This is a genomic window from Enterococcus sp. AZ140 (genome assembly GCF_051714405.1).
Lineage (GTDB): Bacteria > Bacillota > Bacilli > Lactobacillales > Enterococcaceae > Enterococcus_B > Enterococcus_B pernyi.
In genome coordinates, this window is record NZ_JBIORU010000001.1 from 2,473,105 (window position 1) to 2,489,291 (window position 16,187).

Annotated in this window: 14 protein-coding genes; 3 read left to right on the top strand and 11 right to left on the bottom strand. The window is 39.1% G+C overall.

Annotation, left to right across the window (positions count from 1 at the left end):
- Positions 1-113 precede the first annotated feature (113 nt).
- From lepB to IGJ39_RS11320, 3 genes are all read right to left on the bottom strand, one after another.
- Positions 114-683 (bottom strand): signal peptidase I, encoded by a 570-nt coding sequence (gene lepB / locus IGJ39_RS11310; protein WP_010736630.1) that lies wholly within the window; start codon positions 681-683, stop codon positions 114-116.
- Between the two features lie 206 nt (positions 684-889).
- The gene (locus IGJ39_RS11315; protein ID WP_086335124.1) at positions 890-1,669 is read right to left on the bottom strand and encodes a DUF6681 family protein; all 780 of its coding nucleotides are present in this window, start codon (positions 1,667-1,669) and stop codon (positions 890-892) included.
- On the bottom strand, positions 1,666-2,139 hold the full coding sequence (locus IGJ39_RS11320) for a hypothetical protein (RefSeq protein ID WP_065097032.1): 474 nt from the start codon (positions 2,137-2,139) through the stop codon (positions 1,666-1,668). The genes IGJ39_RS11315 and IGJ39_RS11320 overlap by 4 nt, the downstream gene beginning before the upstream one ends.
- A gap of 360 nt (positions 2,140-2,499) precedes the next feature.
- On the opposite strand from IGJ39_RS11320, the gene IGJ39_RS11325 reads away from it, so the two are divergent.
- From IGJ39_RS11325 to IGJ39_RS11335, 3 genes are all read left to right on the top strand, one after another.
- Complete coding sequence (locus IGJ39_RS11325; RefSeq protein WP_065097031.1) at positions 2,500-3,900, top strand: TrkH family potassium uptake protein; 1,401 nt, start codon at positions 2,500-2,502, stop codon at positions 3,898-3,900.
- A 199-nt stretch (positions 3,901-4,099) separates the two neighbouring features.
- Complete coding sequence (locus IGJ39_RS11330; protein WP_104775819.1) at positions 4,100-5,452, top strand: Mur ligase family protein; 1,353 nt, start codon at positions 4,100-4,102, stop codon at positions 5,450-5,452.
- Positions 5,445-6,146 (top strand): type 1 glutamine amidotransferase, encoded by a 702-nt coding sequence (locus tag IGJ39_RS11335; RefSeq protein ID WP_142433790.1) that lies wholly within the window; start codon positions 5,445-5,447, stop codon positions 6,144-6,146. Before IGJ39_RS11330 ends, IGJ39_RS11335 begins: the two co-directional genes overlap by 8 nt.
- A gap of 86 nt (positions 6,147-6,232) precedes the next feature.
- Here the strand turns inward: IGJ39_RS11335 and IGJ39_RS11340 are convergent, their stop codons facing one another.
- From IGJ39_RS11340 to IGJ39_RS11375, 8 genes are all read right to left on the bottom strand, one after another.
- Positions 6,233-7,384, bottom strand: coding sequence for a mannitol-1-phosphate 5-dehydrogenase (locus tag IGJ39_RS11340; RefSeq protein ID WP_062806204.1), 1,152 nt, complete (start codon positions 7,382-7,384; stop codon positions 6,233-6,235).
- 13 nt (positions 7,385-7,397) lie between these two features.
- Positions 7,398-7,835, bottom strand: a complete 438-nt coding sequence (locus IGJ39_RS11345) for a PTS sugar transporter subunit IIA (RefSeq protein WP_019723779.1) — start codon at positions 7,833-7,835, stop codon at positions 7,398-7,400.
- A gap of 12 nt (positions 7,836-7,847) precedes the next feature.
- Positions 7,848-9,620, bottom strand: a complete 1,773-nt coding sequence (locus IGJ39_RS11350; RefSeq protein ID WP_065097028.1) for a PTS mannitol-specific transporter subunit IIBC — start codon at positions 9,618-9,620, stop codon at positions 7,848-7,850.
- Positions 9,621-9,876: 256 nt separating this feature from the next.
- Positions 9,877-10,890, bottom strand: coding sequence for a hypothetical protein (locus tag IGJ39_RS11355; protein ID WP_438764765.1), 1,014 nt, complete (start codon positions 10,888-10,890; stop codon positions 9,877-9,879).
- A gap of 60 nt (positions 10,891-10,950) precedes the next feature.
- Positions 10,951-11,478, bottom strand: coding sequence for a hypothetical protein (locus tag IGJ39_RS11360; protein ID WP_438764767.1), 528 nt, complete (start codon positions 11,476-11,478; stop codon positions 10,951-10,953).
- Complete coding sequence (locus tag IGJ39_RS11365) at positions 11,475-13,400, bottom strand: peptidoglycan amidohydrolase family protein (protein WP_438764769.1); 1,926 nt, start codon at positions 13,398-13,400, stop codon at positions 11,475-11,477. The genes IGJ39_RS11360 and IGJ39_RS11365 overlap by 4 nt, the downstream gene beginning before the upstream one ends.
- On the bottom strand, positions 13,397-15,799 hold the full coding sequence (locus tag IGJ39_RS11370) for a VirB4-like conjugal transfer ATPase, CD1110 family (protein WP_438765038.1): 2,403 nt from the start codon (positions 15,797-15,799) through the stop codon (positions 13,397-13,399). Before IGJ39_RS11370 ends, IGJ39_RS11365 begins: the two co-directional genes overlap by 4 nt.
- Positions 15,783-16,166, bottom strand: coding sequence for a PrgI family protein (locus IGJ39_RS11375; RefSeq protein WP_161642999.1), 384 nt, complete (start codon positions 16,164-16,166; stop codon positions 15,783-15,785). Before IGJ39_RS11375 ends, IGJ39_RS11370 begins: the two co-directional genes overlap by 17 nt.
- Positions 16,167-16,187: the final 21 nt, after the last annotated feature.

Consider the following 16,187-nt stretch of genomic DNA (forward strand, 5'->3'; position numbering starts at 1 on the left):
GTTGTAGTTTATATAACAAAAAAACCTCGAACATTCCAAACGAATGTTGAGGTTTTTTCAGGGTATATCTTTACTGTTTAGAGTTATATCGCTATCGCATTACGTATCATCGATTAAATGATATTGATCTTATTCAACGGCCAATAACGGAAAACGACTTTGCCTTGGATCAAGTCTTCATCGACTAAACCAAACATGCGGCTGTCTTTTGAGATCAAACGATTGTCGCCCAGTACCAAGTATTGTCCTTCCGGAACAGTGAATTCAAAATCACTGGTGAACGTTTCAGCATTTTCAGCTTGCGATTGGAAGGCTGAATTATAAGAATATTCCTCTTGTAGTTTGTCTTCTGAAAATTCTTTTTTATACTCATCTAAGTAGGGTTCATCTTGCTTTTCCCCATTGATGTATAGTTGATCATCTTCCATTTTCACAGTATCGCCTGGCATCCCAATGATTCGTTTGACGATCATCCGTTCTTCATCCCCAGGTTCTTTTGTTGTAATGATATCCCAGCGGTCAAAATCTGAGATTTTAGATGAGATCAAACGTTGCCCATCATGTAACGAAGGGTCCATGGAATGACCACTCACTGTGACTGGTGTGAATACATAGACTCTTGCCAAAATGATGGCGGCTAAAACAACGATCAAGATTCCCCAATTTTTCAAAAAGTTTTTCACTTTATACCTCCTATTAACCAGACATTTTTATGTTATTTTTTATTTATTTGTTAGCTATTCTTTATTTTACATTTTTTATCAATTAAAAGAAAGAATAAGTGTCGGATCGTGTTGGGAATAATCCGTTTTTTTTTAGAAATGTTTTTTTGAACTTCATGTATCTTTCATATTAGAGCAAAATAAATACTCGATGGAGAAGATTTATCCTATACTTTTGATTTTTTTCTTCGTTGGCTTCGACTGTATGTCACTTCACCTTCTTGTTCTTTTGGTTGATTTTTTTTGATGATCAACTTCAAACGATAGGGTTCATGGTATCTAAGACCATCTTTGACAAAATCACCGCCTGCAAGGAATAAGCCTACGGGTTCAATATGATCTTCTGGCGAGTCGACCTTGATCGTTCCTACTTTTTCCATGCTGGAATAATTACGGCCGATACTTAATTGATAAGTTTTGTCGGAGATTTTTTTCACATAATAGTACGGATAAAGTGTATTTCGATCAATCAAGAACCCATCCATTCGACCAAGTTCATTGACTTTTATTTCACCTTTTTCAATTAAATAGCGCATATTCTCTGCTAGTTTCAATTGGTAGTCTTCATCGAATAGAACATTGGCTTTTTCTGTATTGACTTTGTCGATATTTCCGTTGTTCCCGCGAACTGTTTCTCCTTCAATATTGAATGCTTCATCAGGTAGATATTTTACGATCACTTGGGTCACATCGGCTTTTGAATTTTTATCAAAAAAGTAATAAAACACATTTAGAACAGTGAAATATAAAAGAACTAAAAAGCCTAATCCATATAAAAAGAACTGCAAATAGTTTTGATTTTGCCATAATCCATAAACAATCCGTAAAAGGTAAACGGTCGGAATCACACTTAATATAGTATAGCCTCGGTTCAAATATTTAGGACTGATATCTAAATATCCTAAAAACTTGTGTATCCCATTGATGATATCTAATATAAATGTCATTCTTCATCACCTGCCTGTTGATTATACATCTGTGTTTCAGCGGATTGCTCTGTAGGTGTATTATTTTCATTTAGATTGCCTTCACTTGGCGTAGAAGTACTTGGCGTTGTATTAGGCGTCGTACTGCTTGGTGTAGTGGCACTTGGCGTCGTACTTGAACCGCTATCGTCCCCTTGATTTTGACTAGTCGAATCGGTCGTATATCCTGTATTTCCTTCATCCACGGAACTTTCTGGTATTGAGTTTTGGTTGTATGTAGAATTGGTTGTGTCTTGTTCTACAGTCGTCGGTGTTGTTTCTACCGTGTCATTCGTTTGCCCTGTTCCTTCATTGGTAGAAGTCGTCGTAGTCTCTGTGGAACGACTTGGTGCACGATAGCTAGAACTATTAACAATGCCTGTTGTGGTAGCAACAATCGTCGAAATCGTCAATACAGCGATTGGCTTTAATATAGGTGCTACTTTTCGCATATTCTCTCATCCTTTTCCTTGTTGCCGCTTGAAGTCTTGATCCGTTTGGCAAAAATTGATTTTTCTCACACGTATTCTTTAGTTTTACCATAAATTTCTTGTTTTTTTCTTATTTTTTCATGAAACTTTTGTGTAGATTTACTCGAATGTTGTTTTAGTCGTAATCAGACAGTCTATGACTGGTTGATACACTTCATTTTATCATGGATCTCCCTCCAAGTTCTTTCGTAAAGTCATCTTTATTATAAGACACTTTTCCAATAACTAAAATCCTAGTAAATTTTAGTTTTATTATTTCTTTGTGTATTTATTTTATTGTCGGTATACTGGAAGAAACATCTAACAAGGAGGATCGAATTTGTGCAATTGAATCTTTTTTTCCGGAAATGGCGAAGGCGTAGTGCAAGATATGCTTCTAGTCACTTTTCTTCTATTCAAATTATTGTATTTTATTATATTTTAATGACTATGATTTCTTTGGGCTTGTTTTACATCCCATTTTTCCGAAATCCGGGTAGTCATGCTTCATTTATTGACATGCTTTTTATGGCTATTAGTACGATCAGTGTCACTGGTCTTTCGACATTTGACATCCACTCGATTTTTAATAACAATGGCATTATTTTACTCGAAGTGTTGTTTCAAGTGGGTGGTTTAGGGATCATGATGATCTCAACGGCATTTATTATCTTTTCTAAGCGACGGATCACCTTACGTCAAAGACAATTGATCATGACAGATATGAACCAACCACGTTTATCTGGTATCGTTCGTTTGATTCGGATCACTTTTGTCATATTGCTCTGGTTCCAATTGCTATTTGGTGCCTTGTTCTCCGTTTATTTTTATATTCGCGGCTATTTCGATCATTGGCACGAAGCCGTTTTTCATGGATTTTATCAAGCTATTTCCGCGGTCACAAATTCGGGATTCGATATTACTGGTGAGTCGATCAAGCCATTTGAACATGACTATCCTTTTTTATTTATGATCATGTTCCTGATTTTCATTGGTGGAATCGGTTTTCCGGTATTGATGGAGTTTCGAGAATGGCGCTTGTATCGAAAAACGAAAGCCAAGATTCCTTTTCGGTTCTCTTTGTTTACCAAACTAGCCGTCCTCGCTTTTGTCATTTTATTTGTCAGCGGGACTGTCTTGATTTTTTTACTTGAAAAAAATCACTTGTTCAAAGATCTCCATCCTAGTGTCCAGTGGATCAATTCAATGTTTTATTCTATGACAACTCGTAATGCGGGTTTACAGATCCATGATCTAGGAGATTTTCAAATCACCACCTTGATCGTCTTTTCCTTATTGATGTTCATTGGTTGTAGTCCCAGTTCTGTCGGCGGGGGTATACGGACCACGACTGTGGCGATCATTGGCCTTTATCTTTATTCGTTTTTGAAAAGTGAAGATAACATTAATATTTTTGGTCGTCGAATTGATGAAGATGATGTCCGAAAATCAGTGGTCGTTTTTATGCTCTCCTTAGGGATGTGCTTCTTCTGTATTCTTTTTTTATCTGCCACGGAGAAACAACCGCTGATCTCAATCATCGTGGAAGTGACTTCTGCTTTTGGTACAACGGGGTTATCGCTAGGAATTACCGGTGATCTATCAACAGTCGGTAAAATCACGATCGGTGCGTTGATGTTTATTGGACGTATCGGGATGTTGTATACATTAATGTTATTTGTGCCAAAAGAAACACGAGATTTAGGTTATGAATATCCTACAGAGAAAATCATTATCGGGTAAACAAGTCTATGGTTCCCTTAAAAAAACGATATGTAAGAAGCCAGGAAGCGATAGTTATTCGTTTTCTCGCTTCTTTCTTTTTTGTTTTGCGAACAGTATAAACTTTTGTAAAATAAGACAAAGCAATTTAACCTTTTTTTCAACATATGGTATGATTAGTTGAATTTATTTGTAATTATGACGTTTTGGAGGTTACATAATGGGAATACGCAGTCAATTTGCGATTGCAGTTGGTAAAACCGCACAATGGGGACTAAAAACCTTTTTTAAAGGAGGATCAAGTTTACCTGGTAAACTTGCTTTGTCGATCGATCCTCATATTTTAGATACATTAGCAAAAGACTATCAAGTCGTCGTCGTAACTGGAACAAATGGAAAAACATTGACGACCGCTTTGACCGTCAATATCTTACGACAACAATTTGATGAAGTCTTGACGAACCCTACTGGCGCCAACATGGTCCAAGGAATCGTTTCGACTTTTTTACAAGCAAAAGCCGGAAAAGGGCAAAAGAAATTTGCGGTGTTAGAAATCGATGAAGCCAGTCTAAGTAGAGTGACTGAATACATCAAACCTGAGCTATTTTTATTTACAAACATTTTCCGTGACCAAATGGACCGTTACGGTGAAATCTATACCACTTATAAAATGATCGTGGACGGTGCCGCAAAATCGCCAGATGCTACGATCATCAGTAATGGCGATTCACCGATCTTCAATTCAGTTGAGACGGTCAACCCTAGAAAATATTATGGATTTGATCACGAAGAAGACCATGAGCAGATGGCGCATTACAATACAGATGGCGTGTTGTGTCCGAAATGTCATCACATCTTGCACTACAAAATGATCACTTATGCAAACTTAGGTAAATACTATTGTCCAAATTGTGACTTTAAACGTCCAGAACTGGATTATCGTTTGACAGAAATGAAACGAATGGACAATAAATCAGCTGATTTCGTCATTGATGGCAATGAATATGGCATCGAAGTTGGTGGCATGTACAATGTCTATAATGCTTTAGCAGCTACTGCAGTGGCTGAATATTATGGTGTCGTTCCTGAGAAAATCAGACAAGGTTTAGGATATGACGAAAAAGTATTTGGTCGTCAAGAAGTCATCGAGATCGATGGCAAGTCCTGTACCTTAGTCCTAGTCAAAAATCCTGTAGGGATCAACCAAGTCATCGACATGATGGGCCATGCGCCGTATCCATTTTCACTAGTTGCCCTATTGAATGCGAACTACGCAGATGGAATCGATGTGAGTTGGATCTGGGACGGAGAATTTGAACGCTTTGCAGATATGGAGATCCCCGCTGTGATTGCTGGTGGTGATCGCCACACAGATATGGCACTACGCTTGAAAGTAGCGGGTATCGCCGAAGATAAATTGACACAATCAAAAGAATTGACTGAAGTCATTCAGAAAATCAAACAACTACCGACGGATCATGTCTATATTTTAGCGACCTATACAGCTGTCCTACAATTACGAAAAGAATTAGCGAGTCAAGGCTTTATCAAAGGAGGCATGAATCGTGGCTAACTACGAATTACGCATTGCCCATCTCTATGGGAATCTGATGAATACTTATGGTGACAATGGCAATCTCTTGATGCTCCAATATATCGCCAAAAAAATGGGTGTCACTTCTCATACTGAGATCGTCAGCATCCATGAACCCTTTGAGGCAGATAAATATGACTTAGTTTTCTTTGGAGGTGGTCAAGATTTTGAACAAATGATCATTTCAAAAGACATTCAAGAAAAGAAAGAATCATTGACTCATTATATTGAAAATGATGGTGTCGTACTTGCGATTTGTGGCGGTTACCAACTACTTGGTCATTATTATATGGGTGCAAACGGTGAAAAAATCCAAGGAATCGGTGCATTGGATCATTACACCTTAAGCCAAGAGAATAATCGCTTCATCGGTGACATCGTGATCCACAACGAAGAGTTCAACGAAACCTATTATGGATTTGAAAATCATAATGGTCGCACATTTCTTGGCGAAGGCGAACGCCCACTTGGAAAAATCGTCAAAGGTCAAGGAAACAATGGGGAAGATCAATCCGAAGGTGTCATTTACCGCAACGTTTACGGCTCCTATTTCCATGGCCCGATCCTAGCACGTAATGAACATTTAGCGGAGCGTCTCGTTCGCTTAGCATTAGAGAAACGTTATGGAAAAGAACTTGATCTACCAACAGTTGCCGCAGCTCCAATCAAGTAAACAGCGAAAAACCTCTAAAAATATCTAAGATATTTTTAGAGGTTTTTTTACAATCCACTTGTTTATTCCATTGATTGCATCAAGAATCAAGCTACTTGTTTCGCATAACGCATCACATTTTGCTTGATGTTACTGATGGTTGTCGGATCATGGATACCTGTGACTTCTTGGATCAACTGATCCATATTTTCTCGCACTTTCATCTCTTGCAGTTCACGACTTTGCTCATCTTCAGGATCATAGTAGTTGAAAATGATCCCCATCGTGGCTGTCAAATGTGGACAAGTCAAATTGTATTCTTGCAATTCCCGAACCGGACGAGTAAAGCGTTCTTGATAGCCTAACTTCCGTAACGGCGTTCGAGCTACCCGAGTGATGGCATCTGAGATGTATTTATTTTGGAAACGTTGGATGATTTTCTCAATATAGGCTTCATGTTGTTTATTATCAAAGCCCCATTTTGCTTCCAGTAAACTTCCTGTTTCTTGTAGTACTGATTTTAGTTGGGCAACGACTAATGAATCTTGCATTGCCTCATCGATCGTTGCATATCCCAATAATGCACCGGTGTAAGCTACAGTCGCATGTCCTGTGTTCACACTAAATAGTTTTCGTTCAATATATGGTTCCAAATCTTTGACGTATAGTACGCCATTTAACGAAATCTCTTTATTTTTTCGTTGCGTATCATCAATGACCCATTCTTTAAAAGGTTCCACTTGCACAAACAAAGGATCTTCATGTTGTTGCATCGGCACGATGCGATCCACTGCTGCATTCGGAAATCCGATGGACTGATCTGCAAAGTGGGTATCTGACAGATATTTATAGACTTCCATTTTTAGATGCTCAGAGCCACCAATCATATTTTCACAAGCGATGATGTCTAGCGGTTGCTGATTGCCCTCTTGTTCTCTTTGCTCGATCCCTTTTGCAATCAGTTCAGCAATGAATGGTAAAATATTGGGACCGATCGCTGTGGTCACAAGATCTGCTTGTGCTATTTCTTTGATCACTTGTTCAGGCTGTTTTTGGTTGTTCAATCCGCGAACGCGTTCAACGACAAGTTGTTTTTTCGATTCGTCAGCTAGTTCGATCGTATACCGTCTTTTTTCATTTAATGAATCGATGATCTGTTCGTTGACATCAACAAAAGTGATGTCAAACCCATTCTCAGCTAAAACTTCTCCAATAAATCCTCTGCCGATATTTCCGGCACCAAAGTGTACTGCTCTCATTCGTCTTCTCTCCTTAGGCAATTGCTAGATTGTGTGTGACTTCTTCTTTACTCAGTGCATCTGCTAACTGGACAACATTGTCCATGTCGCTACAATAAAGAGCGATTTGTTGCACTAATTGCAAATGTTCTTCTCCTACGCCAGCGATACCAAACAAGACTGTCGCAATCTTCTCTTCTTGTTCAGTCCCGAAATTGACACCATCTGGCACTTGGATCACACAGATCCCTGATTTTTTTACGAATGCTTTGGCTTCATCTGTTCCATGAGGGATTGCGATAAAATTCCCCATATAAACGGATAACATCGCATCACGTTCCACCATTGCGTCAATGTAGGGTTCTTCGACACAACCGGCTTCCACTAATTTTCTTCCACAGTATCGGATGGCCTCTTCCTTTGTGGCAAAAGCCTTATTCAACTCGATCATATCAAATGCTAATTCAGACATCTTGCTTCCTCCTTATGCTACTTTTTTCAAATAGTGAGCAATCGTTTCATATTTTTGTGGACTGACCATCGTCGCCACTGAAAAATGAAGTGAATGCGGTGCCACTGAACGTGCTTCCTCAGACAAGGATTCTCTTGAAACGATCAGTGTATTCGGTTGCTCCGTCAACTCATCAATATTGATTTTTTTCAGAGGGATCTCCAATTGGTTTTTCTTCAAAATATCTTTCAATAAGGACAATCCCATTGTCGCTGATCCTGCACGATCGTCATGAACAAGTAAAATCTCTTTGATATCTTTTAATTCAGATAAATCCAAATCATCTGTTGGAGTAGTAGAGAGTGGTTGGCTTGGCTGTGTTTCTTCCTTACTTCCTAATGCTTGGATGATTTCATCATACTTTGGTGAATTTAAGAAGTTTTCTACTGCAACAAAATGAGCATGTGGCGCTTTTTGTTTTGCTCGTTCCTGCAACTCAACTTGAGTCACGATCAATACGTCTGCTTCATCAGATAATTGACTAATGGCTTGATTCGTCACGAGTTGAGGTAAGTGATGCTCTTGGACTTTTTTTCTTAACAAGGAAGCACCCATCGCACTTGACCCCATTCCAGCATCACAGGCAAAAATGATTTTTTTGATCGCTGATAAAGCTGGTTGTCCCTGACTAGTAGTTCCAGTTCCTTTCGCTTGTTGTTTCGCTTGACGAGTCGCTTCCACTGATTTTTCAAAATCTTCACTTGTTTCTTTCGCATCAGCTTTTAGAATGACTGCAGAGATCCCGAAAGAAACGGCTGTTGCAGCGACGATCCCTAAAATAACTGGTAAGTAAGCACTCAATGGTGCCATTGCTAAAATGGCAATGATCGAACCCGGTGAAGCTGGCGCACGTAAGCCTGCATCCATCAATTGGAAAACGAAACTACCCGTCATCCCACCAAAAATCACTGATAAGAATAATAACGGTTTCATCATTACGTATGGGAAATAGATTTCATGGATTCCACCTAAGAAATGGATGATCATTGCACCCGGTGCAGATGATTTTGCCGCGCCTTTGCCAAATAGTGTGAAAGCTAACAATACACCTAGACCTGGTCCAGGATTGGCTTCCAACAAGAACAGGATCGATTGACCGGCTGTAGCCACTTGTTCTGTTCCTAAAGGAGTCAAAATGCCATGGTTGATTGCATTATTCAAAAACAAAATTTTCGCTGGTTCGATAAAAATACTCGTCAATGGAATCAAATTTGCATTTAAAATTGCTTCAACGCCTGTTGCCATTGCTTGCGTCAGTGTATCCACCACTGGACCAATTGCAGAAAAGCCGATCAATGCTAACGCAAAACCGATCAATCCTGCAGAAAAATTGTTGACCAACATCTCAAACCCTGATTTGATATGTTTTTGAAACACTTGATCGAATTTCTTGATGGCAAAGCCACCTAATGGACCCATGATCATGGCACCTAACATCATCGGAATATCTGTCCCAACGATCACACCCATCGTCGCAATTGCTCCAACGACTGAACCACGATCACCACCGATGACTTTCCCTCCGGTGTAGCCGATCAATAAAGGAATTAAATACGTCAACATTGGGCCGACCATCGTAGCAAACGCTTCGTTTGGTAAATAGCCATCTGGAATAAATAATGCTGTCAAAACACCCCAAGCAATCAACGCACCGATATTCGGCATCACCATACTAGATAAGGTACTTCCTAACTTTTGTACTTTTGCTTTGAATGAAATTTTATTTTTTGGTATCGTCTCTTCCACTTCAATCGCTCCTTTATCTCTTTCTTTAATCAAATTGTATCCGCTTACCATTTAGATAAATAGTCGGATTTTGTCACAATCATTTGTGCCAAAACATGGAGTGATCCAACTGAGTGATTTGATGAAAGACTTCTGGTACCAATTAGAGACGCTGAAACAATTATTTTCTTCATTTAAGGGAGCATTTTATCTGTAGATACCTACGAAAAGGCACATCCTCGTAATCTTTTGGACTCTTTTTTGAAAAGTGAGTTTTTTATTCCATTGACTCTCCTAATCGAGCCAACCGTTCTTCCCAAAGCGCTAGATTTCCAGACATATCGGCTGACGCCTCATAGAACGTAATGAAATCTAAGATAATCGTTCCTTGCTCTATGTATGCCGCCATCACCACTTTTAATTCTTCCGTTTGGATTTGTTCAAATGCTTCTTTCGCTTTGTTCATTTCTTTTTCTTTCAACCAATCAAGACTTTTTTCAAAATAAAACTGATCCAGTGCTAACGTGATCTCCGGATGTTTTAAGTGGCGATTCAAGACAACGGCTTCTTGTACTTGTTCCAGCTTCAAATAAGCAATCGCTAACTTGACTTGGCGCTTTTCCGTCAATTGTTCCACGTGGGTCGCAATTACTTTTTTCCAATCGTTTTGATAAAAAGCCAGATCAAAGGTGGCATTTCCTGTTGGCTTTTGCTCATTCAACTTCTCTACCCAAGAAAATTCCTGTTCTTCTACTAAGTGATCGATCAATTGCTGATACAAAGCAGGATACGCTTCAGCTGCTTCTTCATATGCGCCTGCTTCTACTAATGACTGCCATGAACTTTTTTGATTTTCTTCGGTTGTCGCTTGCTCATTATTCGTTCTTTGTTCGATCCACATGTTGCCTTGAACCACAGCAAAAACGATTACTCCACTAAGAAGTAATCGCTTGATGATTTTTTTCCAATCGATTTGTAACAACTGATTTTTTTTCAGCGTGTTGCTTGAATGAGGGAGCTGACTCTTCTCTTTTGTACTGGCTATTTCTTGCTCCAAGTGTTGACTTAAGATCTCTTCAATCTCCTCTGTCAAAGGAAATTGAAGCACTTTTTCTATCATCATTTCTCCCTTACGATCATAAATACGTATGCGACATTGTCCTTGTGTGTTTGCCAGCAAGACTCGTCGATTTTCAGTTTCTAAATCTTCCAAAGCCTGAAACAAATCCATCTGAGTCTCTTTTACTTGTAAGTGATGGATCTGATCGATGATTACAGTTTCTTTCGCCATACGTTGTCACTCCCCTCATTCATTTTTGTTGCGTCCATTTGTAAGGTCTTCCTTACTCAATCATTGTATTTCCATAAAAGAAGACAGCTGTTCGAGATCATCCAAGACATAGCGATGATTTTTAGTGTCATAGAGATAAGTCAGTTTGACACCCTCACGATGGCGAATATCTTTTTTTACAACTCCGCCTTCTTCATTCAATAAAGACGTCGTAAAATCAACCAAACAGAGGACTTCAACCATTTCCTCGTTCGTTTGTTTAAAATAATGCTCGCTTTTGAGCCAGCGACTGAAGCCAAAACGCTGTGGACTATGCGTTTTTTTACCTTGTTCTGTTTTTACTTTATCTTTCATCTTGTTAGAAAGAGCATCAACATATGCAGAGTAATTGTCGCCGACTGTTTCAAACGTATAATAAGCTTGTAAAAATTCTCTGACTTGTGCTTCCGAAAGTTGTCTGGCTTTCTTTTCAGAGGCTTGTCTTTTTTCTTGTGAACGAAAGACAAGTGACCTACCCACACTAAAAGTCATGCTACCAAACAGAAAGAAAGCTAGAATGAGACAAAGGAAGCGGGATTTTGCATTCATTTGTTTTCTCCCAACAATCGATAGAAATAAACAGGCGCCAGCTGGAGATCACCTGCATAGCCTTCAAATGGAGTGATGACGATATCGCCTTCTTGACCATACCCTCGTGCAGTAGCAGGTGTGCAATGAAGGATCGTTTTACCACCATCATCTAAAAATAGCCCTGTATGGCCGTAACTACCTAAAGAGTGTCCTTTCTTCCCCCACACAAACAAGTCACCGGCTCTGACATCTTCTCGACTGATTGGCATCAGGAAAGTCCCTTCCAAAGAATACAATGTCTCAGTGCTACCTAGTGGCACAGGCAAGCCAACACTTCTCATCGCCCACAGAACAAAAGAAGAGCAATCATGATAAGGAAAGGTGCCTCGTTCAAAGCCTTGTGAGTACTGAACGTTTTGACGATACAATGTTCTGGCTTGTGTCAACACCTCTTGACCCACTGTGTGATTCGATTGCCAGAGTAAGCTCATCTCTTTACTGCCACCAAGTTGTACAAATAATTCTTTGATCGCCGGTACCCAGTATTGGTTTAATCCCAGGGGATCATTACTTGCACCTACAGGACAATACACACTTCCGAGTTGCTCGACTGTCAGCAGTCTTTGGTTCACGATCAATTGGTTTAGTGTTCGAGCGGTGGCGGCAATCCCTTCTTCAAGTGTGGCGTAGGAAAGCAACTCATTTTCTCGCATCAAGCCACCTGGATTGTTCTTTTCTCGAATCCCTTCGCTCGTCCCCCAAGCAGTTTCGTGGATCATGATGGCTGCTAGAACAATGGGGGAGATATTATTCTTTTTAGCTTCTTGGATAATCGTTTCTGCATGATCACTAAATGCGTGACAATGTAGTAGAATCACTTCTCGAAATTTCTGTTCATTGAATGTAACGTCCGTTTCAATGAGATCAAGCTGTGTCTCATTGTTATCGACTACATTGGGGAGATAAAAAGCTGGATTGACGATTTCACCTTTTTTCTGGTAAGACAGATGCAGTTCCTCTTGTTTTACTCGCCCGATCTCTGTACCCACCGATACCATCTGTCCTTCAGTAGCTGTTAGATCTACATCATGATAAGTAATGGTTTGATCGTTCATTGTGATGGTTACGTTCTCTCGGTCTCTTGTAATTTCTCCAGCGATCACAGCGACTATGCTTTCTTTCGGTTCTGTCTGGATGATCAGTCCTTCAAGTAAGCTTTTTTCTTGATTTGTTACGTAATAACCAAAGCGTTGTTTTATGCGTAAAGAGTCTGTTTCTTTCAATGGATTGCTTAATTCAGTCAAACTTGCATAAAGACCAATTTCTGCTAACAGCTGTCTGCGTTCTTTCCACTCCGGCGTCCAAGTGATCACTTGCGACAATGGCTGTGATATTAATTTGATTTGTCTCCCGTCACTGTCTACTTGCCACATCTGTTCATGCAATTCTTGGATCGTTTCTTTGAGAACATCTGGATTTCCTAATTGGTCATCGCCATAAGCCATATCTAAATAAATCAGCACCTCTTCAATGTCAGTCCTGATCACGATTTCATTTGCAGCCACTACTCGTTCATTTACTAGAATCGAACTCTTAGTTGAGTTTAATTCTAGTGTCAATTCCGCATCCAATTCGGTCAAATATTTCCAGACCTTCGTCAATTCAAGCTCATTGATTTTGATCGTGGCAGACGAAACGAATCCGATCATACTGAAAAAGAGAAAAAATATGAGAATGCTAACACCAACAAGTAGGTAAAGGCTGACTTTGCTACTGATCGAAGTTTTATTTCCAAGTAAAGAGAAATCAACTATTTTTGTCTGATATTCAAGCATGACTCTGCGAGGATCTATCGTTTTTCTACGCAGAAAATGTCTGTTACTCCTTCGTTTATTTCGTGATTTCACGGTCTCTTCAATGCTTACATCGTTTTTTTTCATGGCGATACATCCTGTCGTAATCTGTGGCGTTCAACAGGATCAGTAGTGATCAACTCATAAAGTTTTGTTGTTGGATCAACAGTGTTGGAAAAAGGGACAATGGCGTTGCCTGCCCGTATCAATCCTGCGCCTTTGATTGGATTGAGTAATTGTCTTTGTTGCTGATACGAAAGATTGAATAAGGAAGACAGCTCATCTAAATCACTTTTCGCTTGTTTCAACATAATGATAAATTCCGTATTACTTAACATTCGGCGTGCTTTATCTGATAATAATAAGGTTTCGACATTTTGGGTAATACCAGTGGCAATCGCACCCCATTTTCGGATTCGACTCCAGAGTTCAAAAAAATAATTTTCACAGTAAGGATCATTTAACAGGAGTTGCATTTCATCAATATAGATCCAAGTAGTGATGCCTCTGTCTCGATTGCGAACGACCCGATTCCACACTTGTTCCAAAACAACCATCATCCCAAAAGTTTTCAATTGATTCCCTAGTTGTTTCGTATTGTAAATCACAAAACGTTTATTTAAAGAAACATTAGTTGGTTTAGAAAACATTGAAAGTGAACCATCAATATATAACTCTAAGTCTAACGCCAATGTCTGCGCCTCTTTTTCCGGTTGTTCTTTTAAAAGCGGAAACCAATCTTCCGCCAATGTCGGCGCTGATTTTTCTGAGCTTTTTTGAAAATTGAAATACGTCAATCGCGTGACACGATCAATGATCGATCGTTGTGCTGAATTTAAACCAGTTGGACCACCGATCAAGGCTTCACAAGCGGTCAAGAGAAAGTCAGATTTCAATTTTACTGGATCTGCCTCTCCTCTCAAGTCTTCTGAAATATCTAATAAGTTGATGAAGGTATTGGTATTAGGGGCGATATTGATGATTTGAGCATCAAAATCATTGCCGATGATCGTATCTTCATCTTCCGGATCAATCGAAATGACTTCATCTTCGGTATTTTTAAGTAACGTCGTGATTTCTTCATATTTTTTGGCTACACCTTTGCCTGAACCAGAGCTACCTAAAATCATGCCACTCGGCGTGTTTAGTTGCTTACGATCGATCCTTACACTATTTTTGGTCATTTCATTTTTCCCGTAATATTTGCCATCTATATGATTAAGATCTTGCGCTGAAAATGGAATAAAAATCGCTGTACTTTCTGTCGTCAACGTCCGTTGTTGTTCGATCCAATTTTTTCCTAAAGGTAAGACCGAATTGAATCCTTCATCTTGTAGATAGTCTAATGCATTGAAATGACAACGATTTTTACGCCCCACATGTTGGACTTGTTCCGCAATATCAGCAAGTTTTTCTTTAGTCTGAGATCGGAAATAAACGAGGAAGGTAACAAAATATAATTTTTGACCGGTTTTGACTAGATCGTCTAATAAAGCTTCGGCTTCCTTGATACTATTGGTCAATTCATACGGAATACTTGAATAAGGATCATAGCCTTTTTGTGTCGCTTTTCTTTCAGCAGTTGTTTTGTCCCCTTCCATATAAGCTTTTTTAATTTGAACCAACTGATTTGCTTTTTCAGAATCCACTGGTTCAATGTGGATCGATAAACACAACTCTTCGCCAATATCCATTAATTCTAAGATCAATCTATCTGAAAGTTTGGTGGGGTAATCTTTCAAATATAGGACTTGGGCATACTCTGAGCCAATTTCGATATAGTCTTTTGCTTTAAAGCTGAAACTTGCAGGGGTAACAACTGCTTTTGTCGACAAACGGCTATAAACTAAATCTGTATAATTGAACTGGAACCATTCATTAGGTTTGATCAATTCATGGAGCAGTTGCAACCGTTCTTTGCCAGAAAGTGTTTGACTACTTGATTCGATTTCCGAAAGACTATGACTAAGTTGTTGTTCGATACGCGTCAAGGAATGCTTGGCTTGGTCATAATCAGTGGCATGCGTGCTGAAGGTCAATAAATTTTGTTTGCTAAAATTCGTTCCTCCTTCTGTCATGGTTCGCCGCAGCATTTCATTCAATTCTCGACGGTAAATGTCCTGTCTCTCCCCTGTTTCTTTATAGAACAATTGCTTTTCAAGTTCCTTTTGTTCCATTCGCTTTTTTTTCAAGGTAATCGTTAGATGCGTTCGGTCATCACAACTATCTAGTAAGGTACAATACCCTTGAAAAATAGCTTGTTGATCTTCTACAGGTGCAATTTGGTAATTGACATCTGAAAACTGGATACTTTTTGAATAATATCCGGAAGTAAGTTCACAAATTCCACTTTCATACATTTTTTCATAACGAATCTTCCTTTGTGCATGTTTGGCTGGTGCTGATTTTCGTTCTTTTTTTCCTCTTTTTTTCTTTTGCTTGTGTAATAGTTTGGTTAAGGAAGACTTTTTAATTCCCTTGTTCACTTCGATATTTCTCTGTTTTACTGATTTTCCTCGTTGAAATCCCTTCATGATCTTCCTCCAAACGAGCATTTTGATATGGATAGTGCTTTGTTGCGATAAGATGGCGCCAACGGATAAGGAGATATTTTTCTAAAGGTAACTGATTTTTTTTGATCCAACCCACCGATAAAATCGGACTAGTAAAAAACATCAATACAATTCCTAGATCATCAATTGAATAGCCCCAAATAAAATGATTAAGTAGGCCGACCGGTAAAATCACGATCAAAGCCAATGCAATAACGATAACCTGCCTTAAAGAGAAGCCAAAAAAGATCTTCTCTTGATACTCTTTGATTTCTTTTCTGATCACGACTTCAATTGCCATTTTTCACACTCCTTTTCAAAC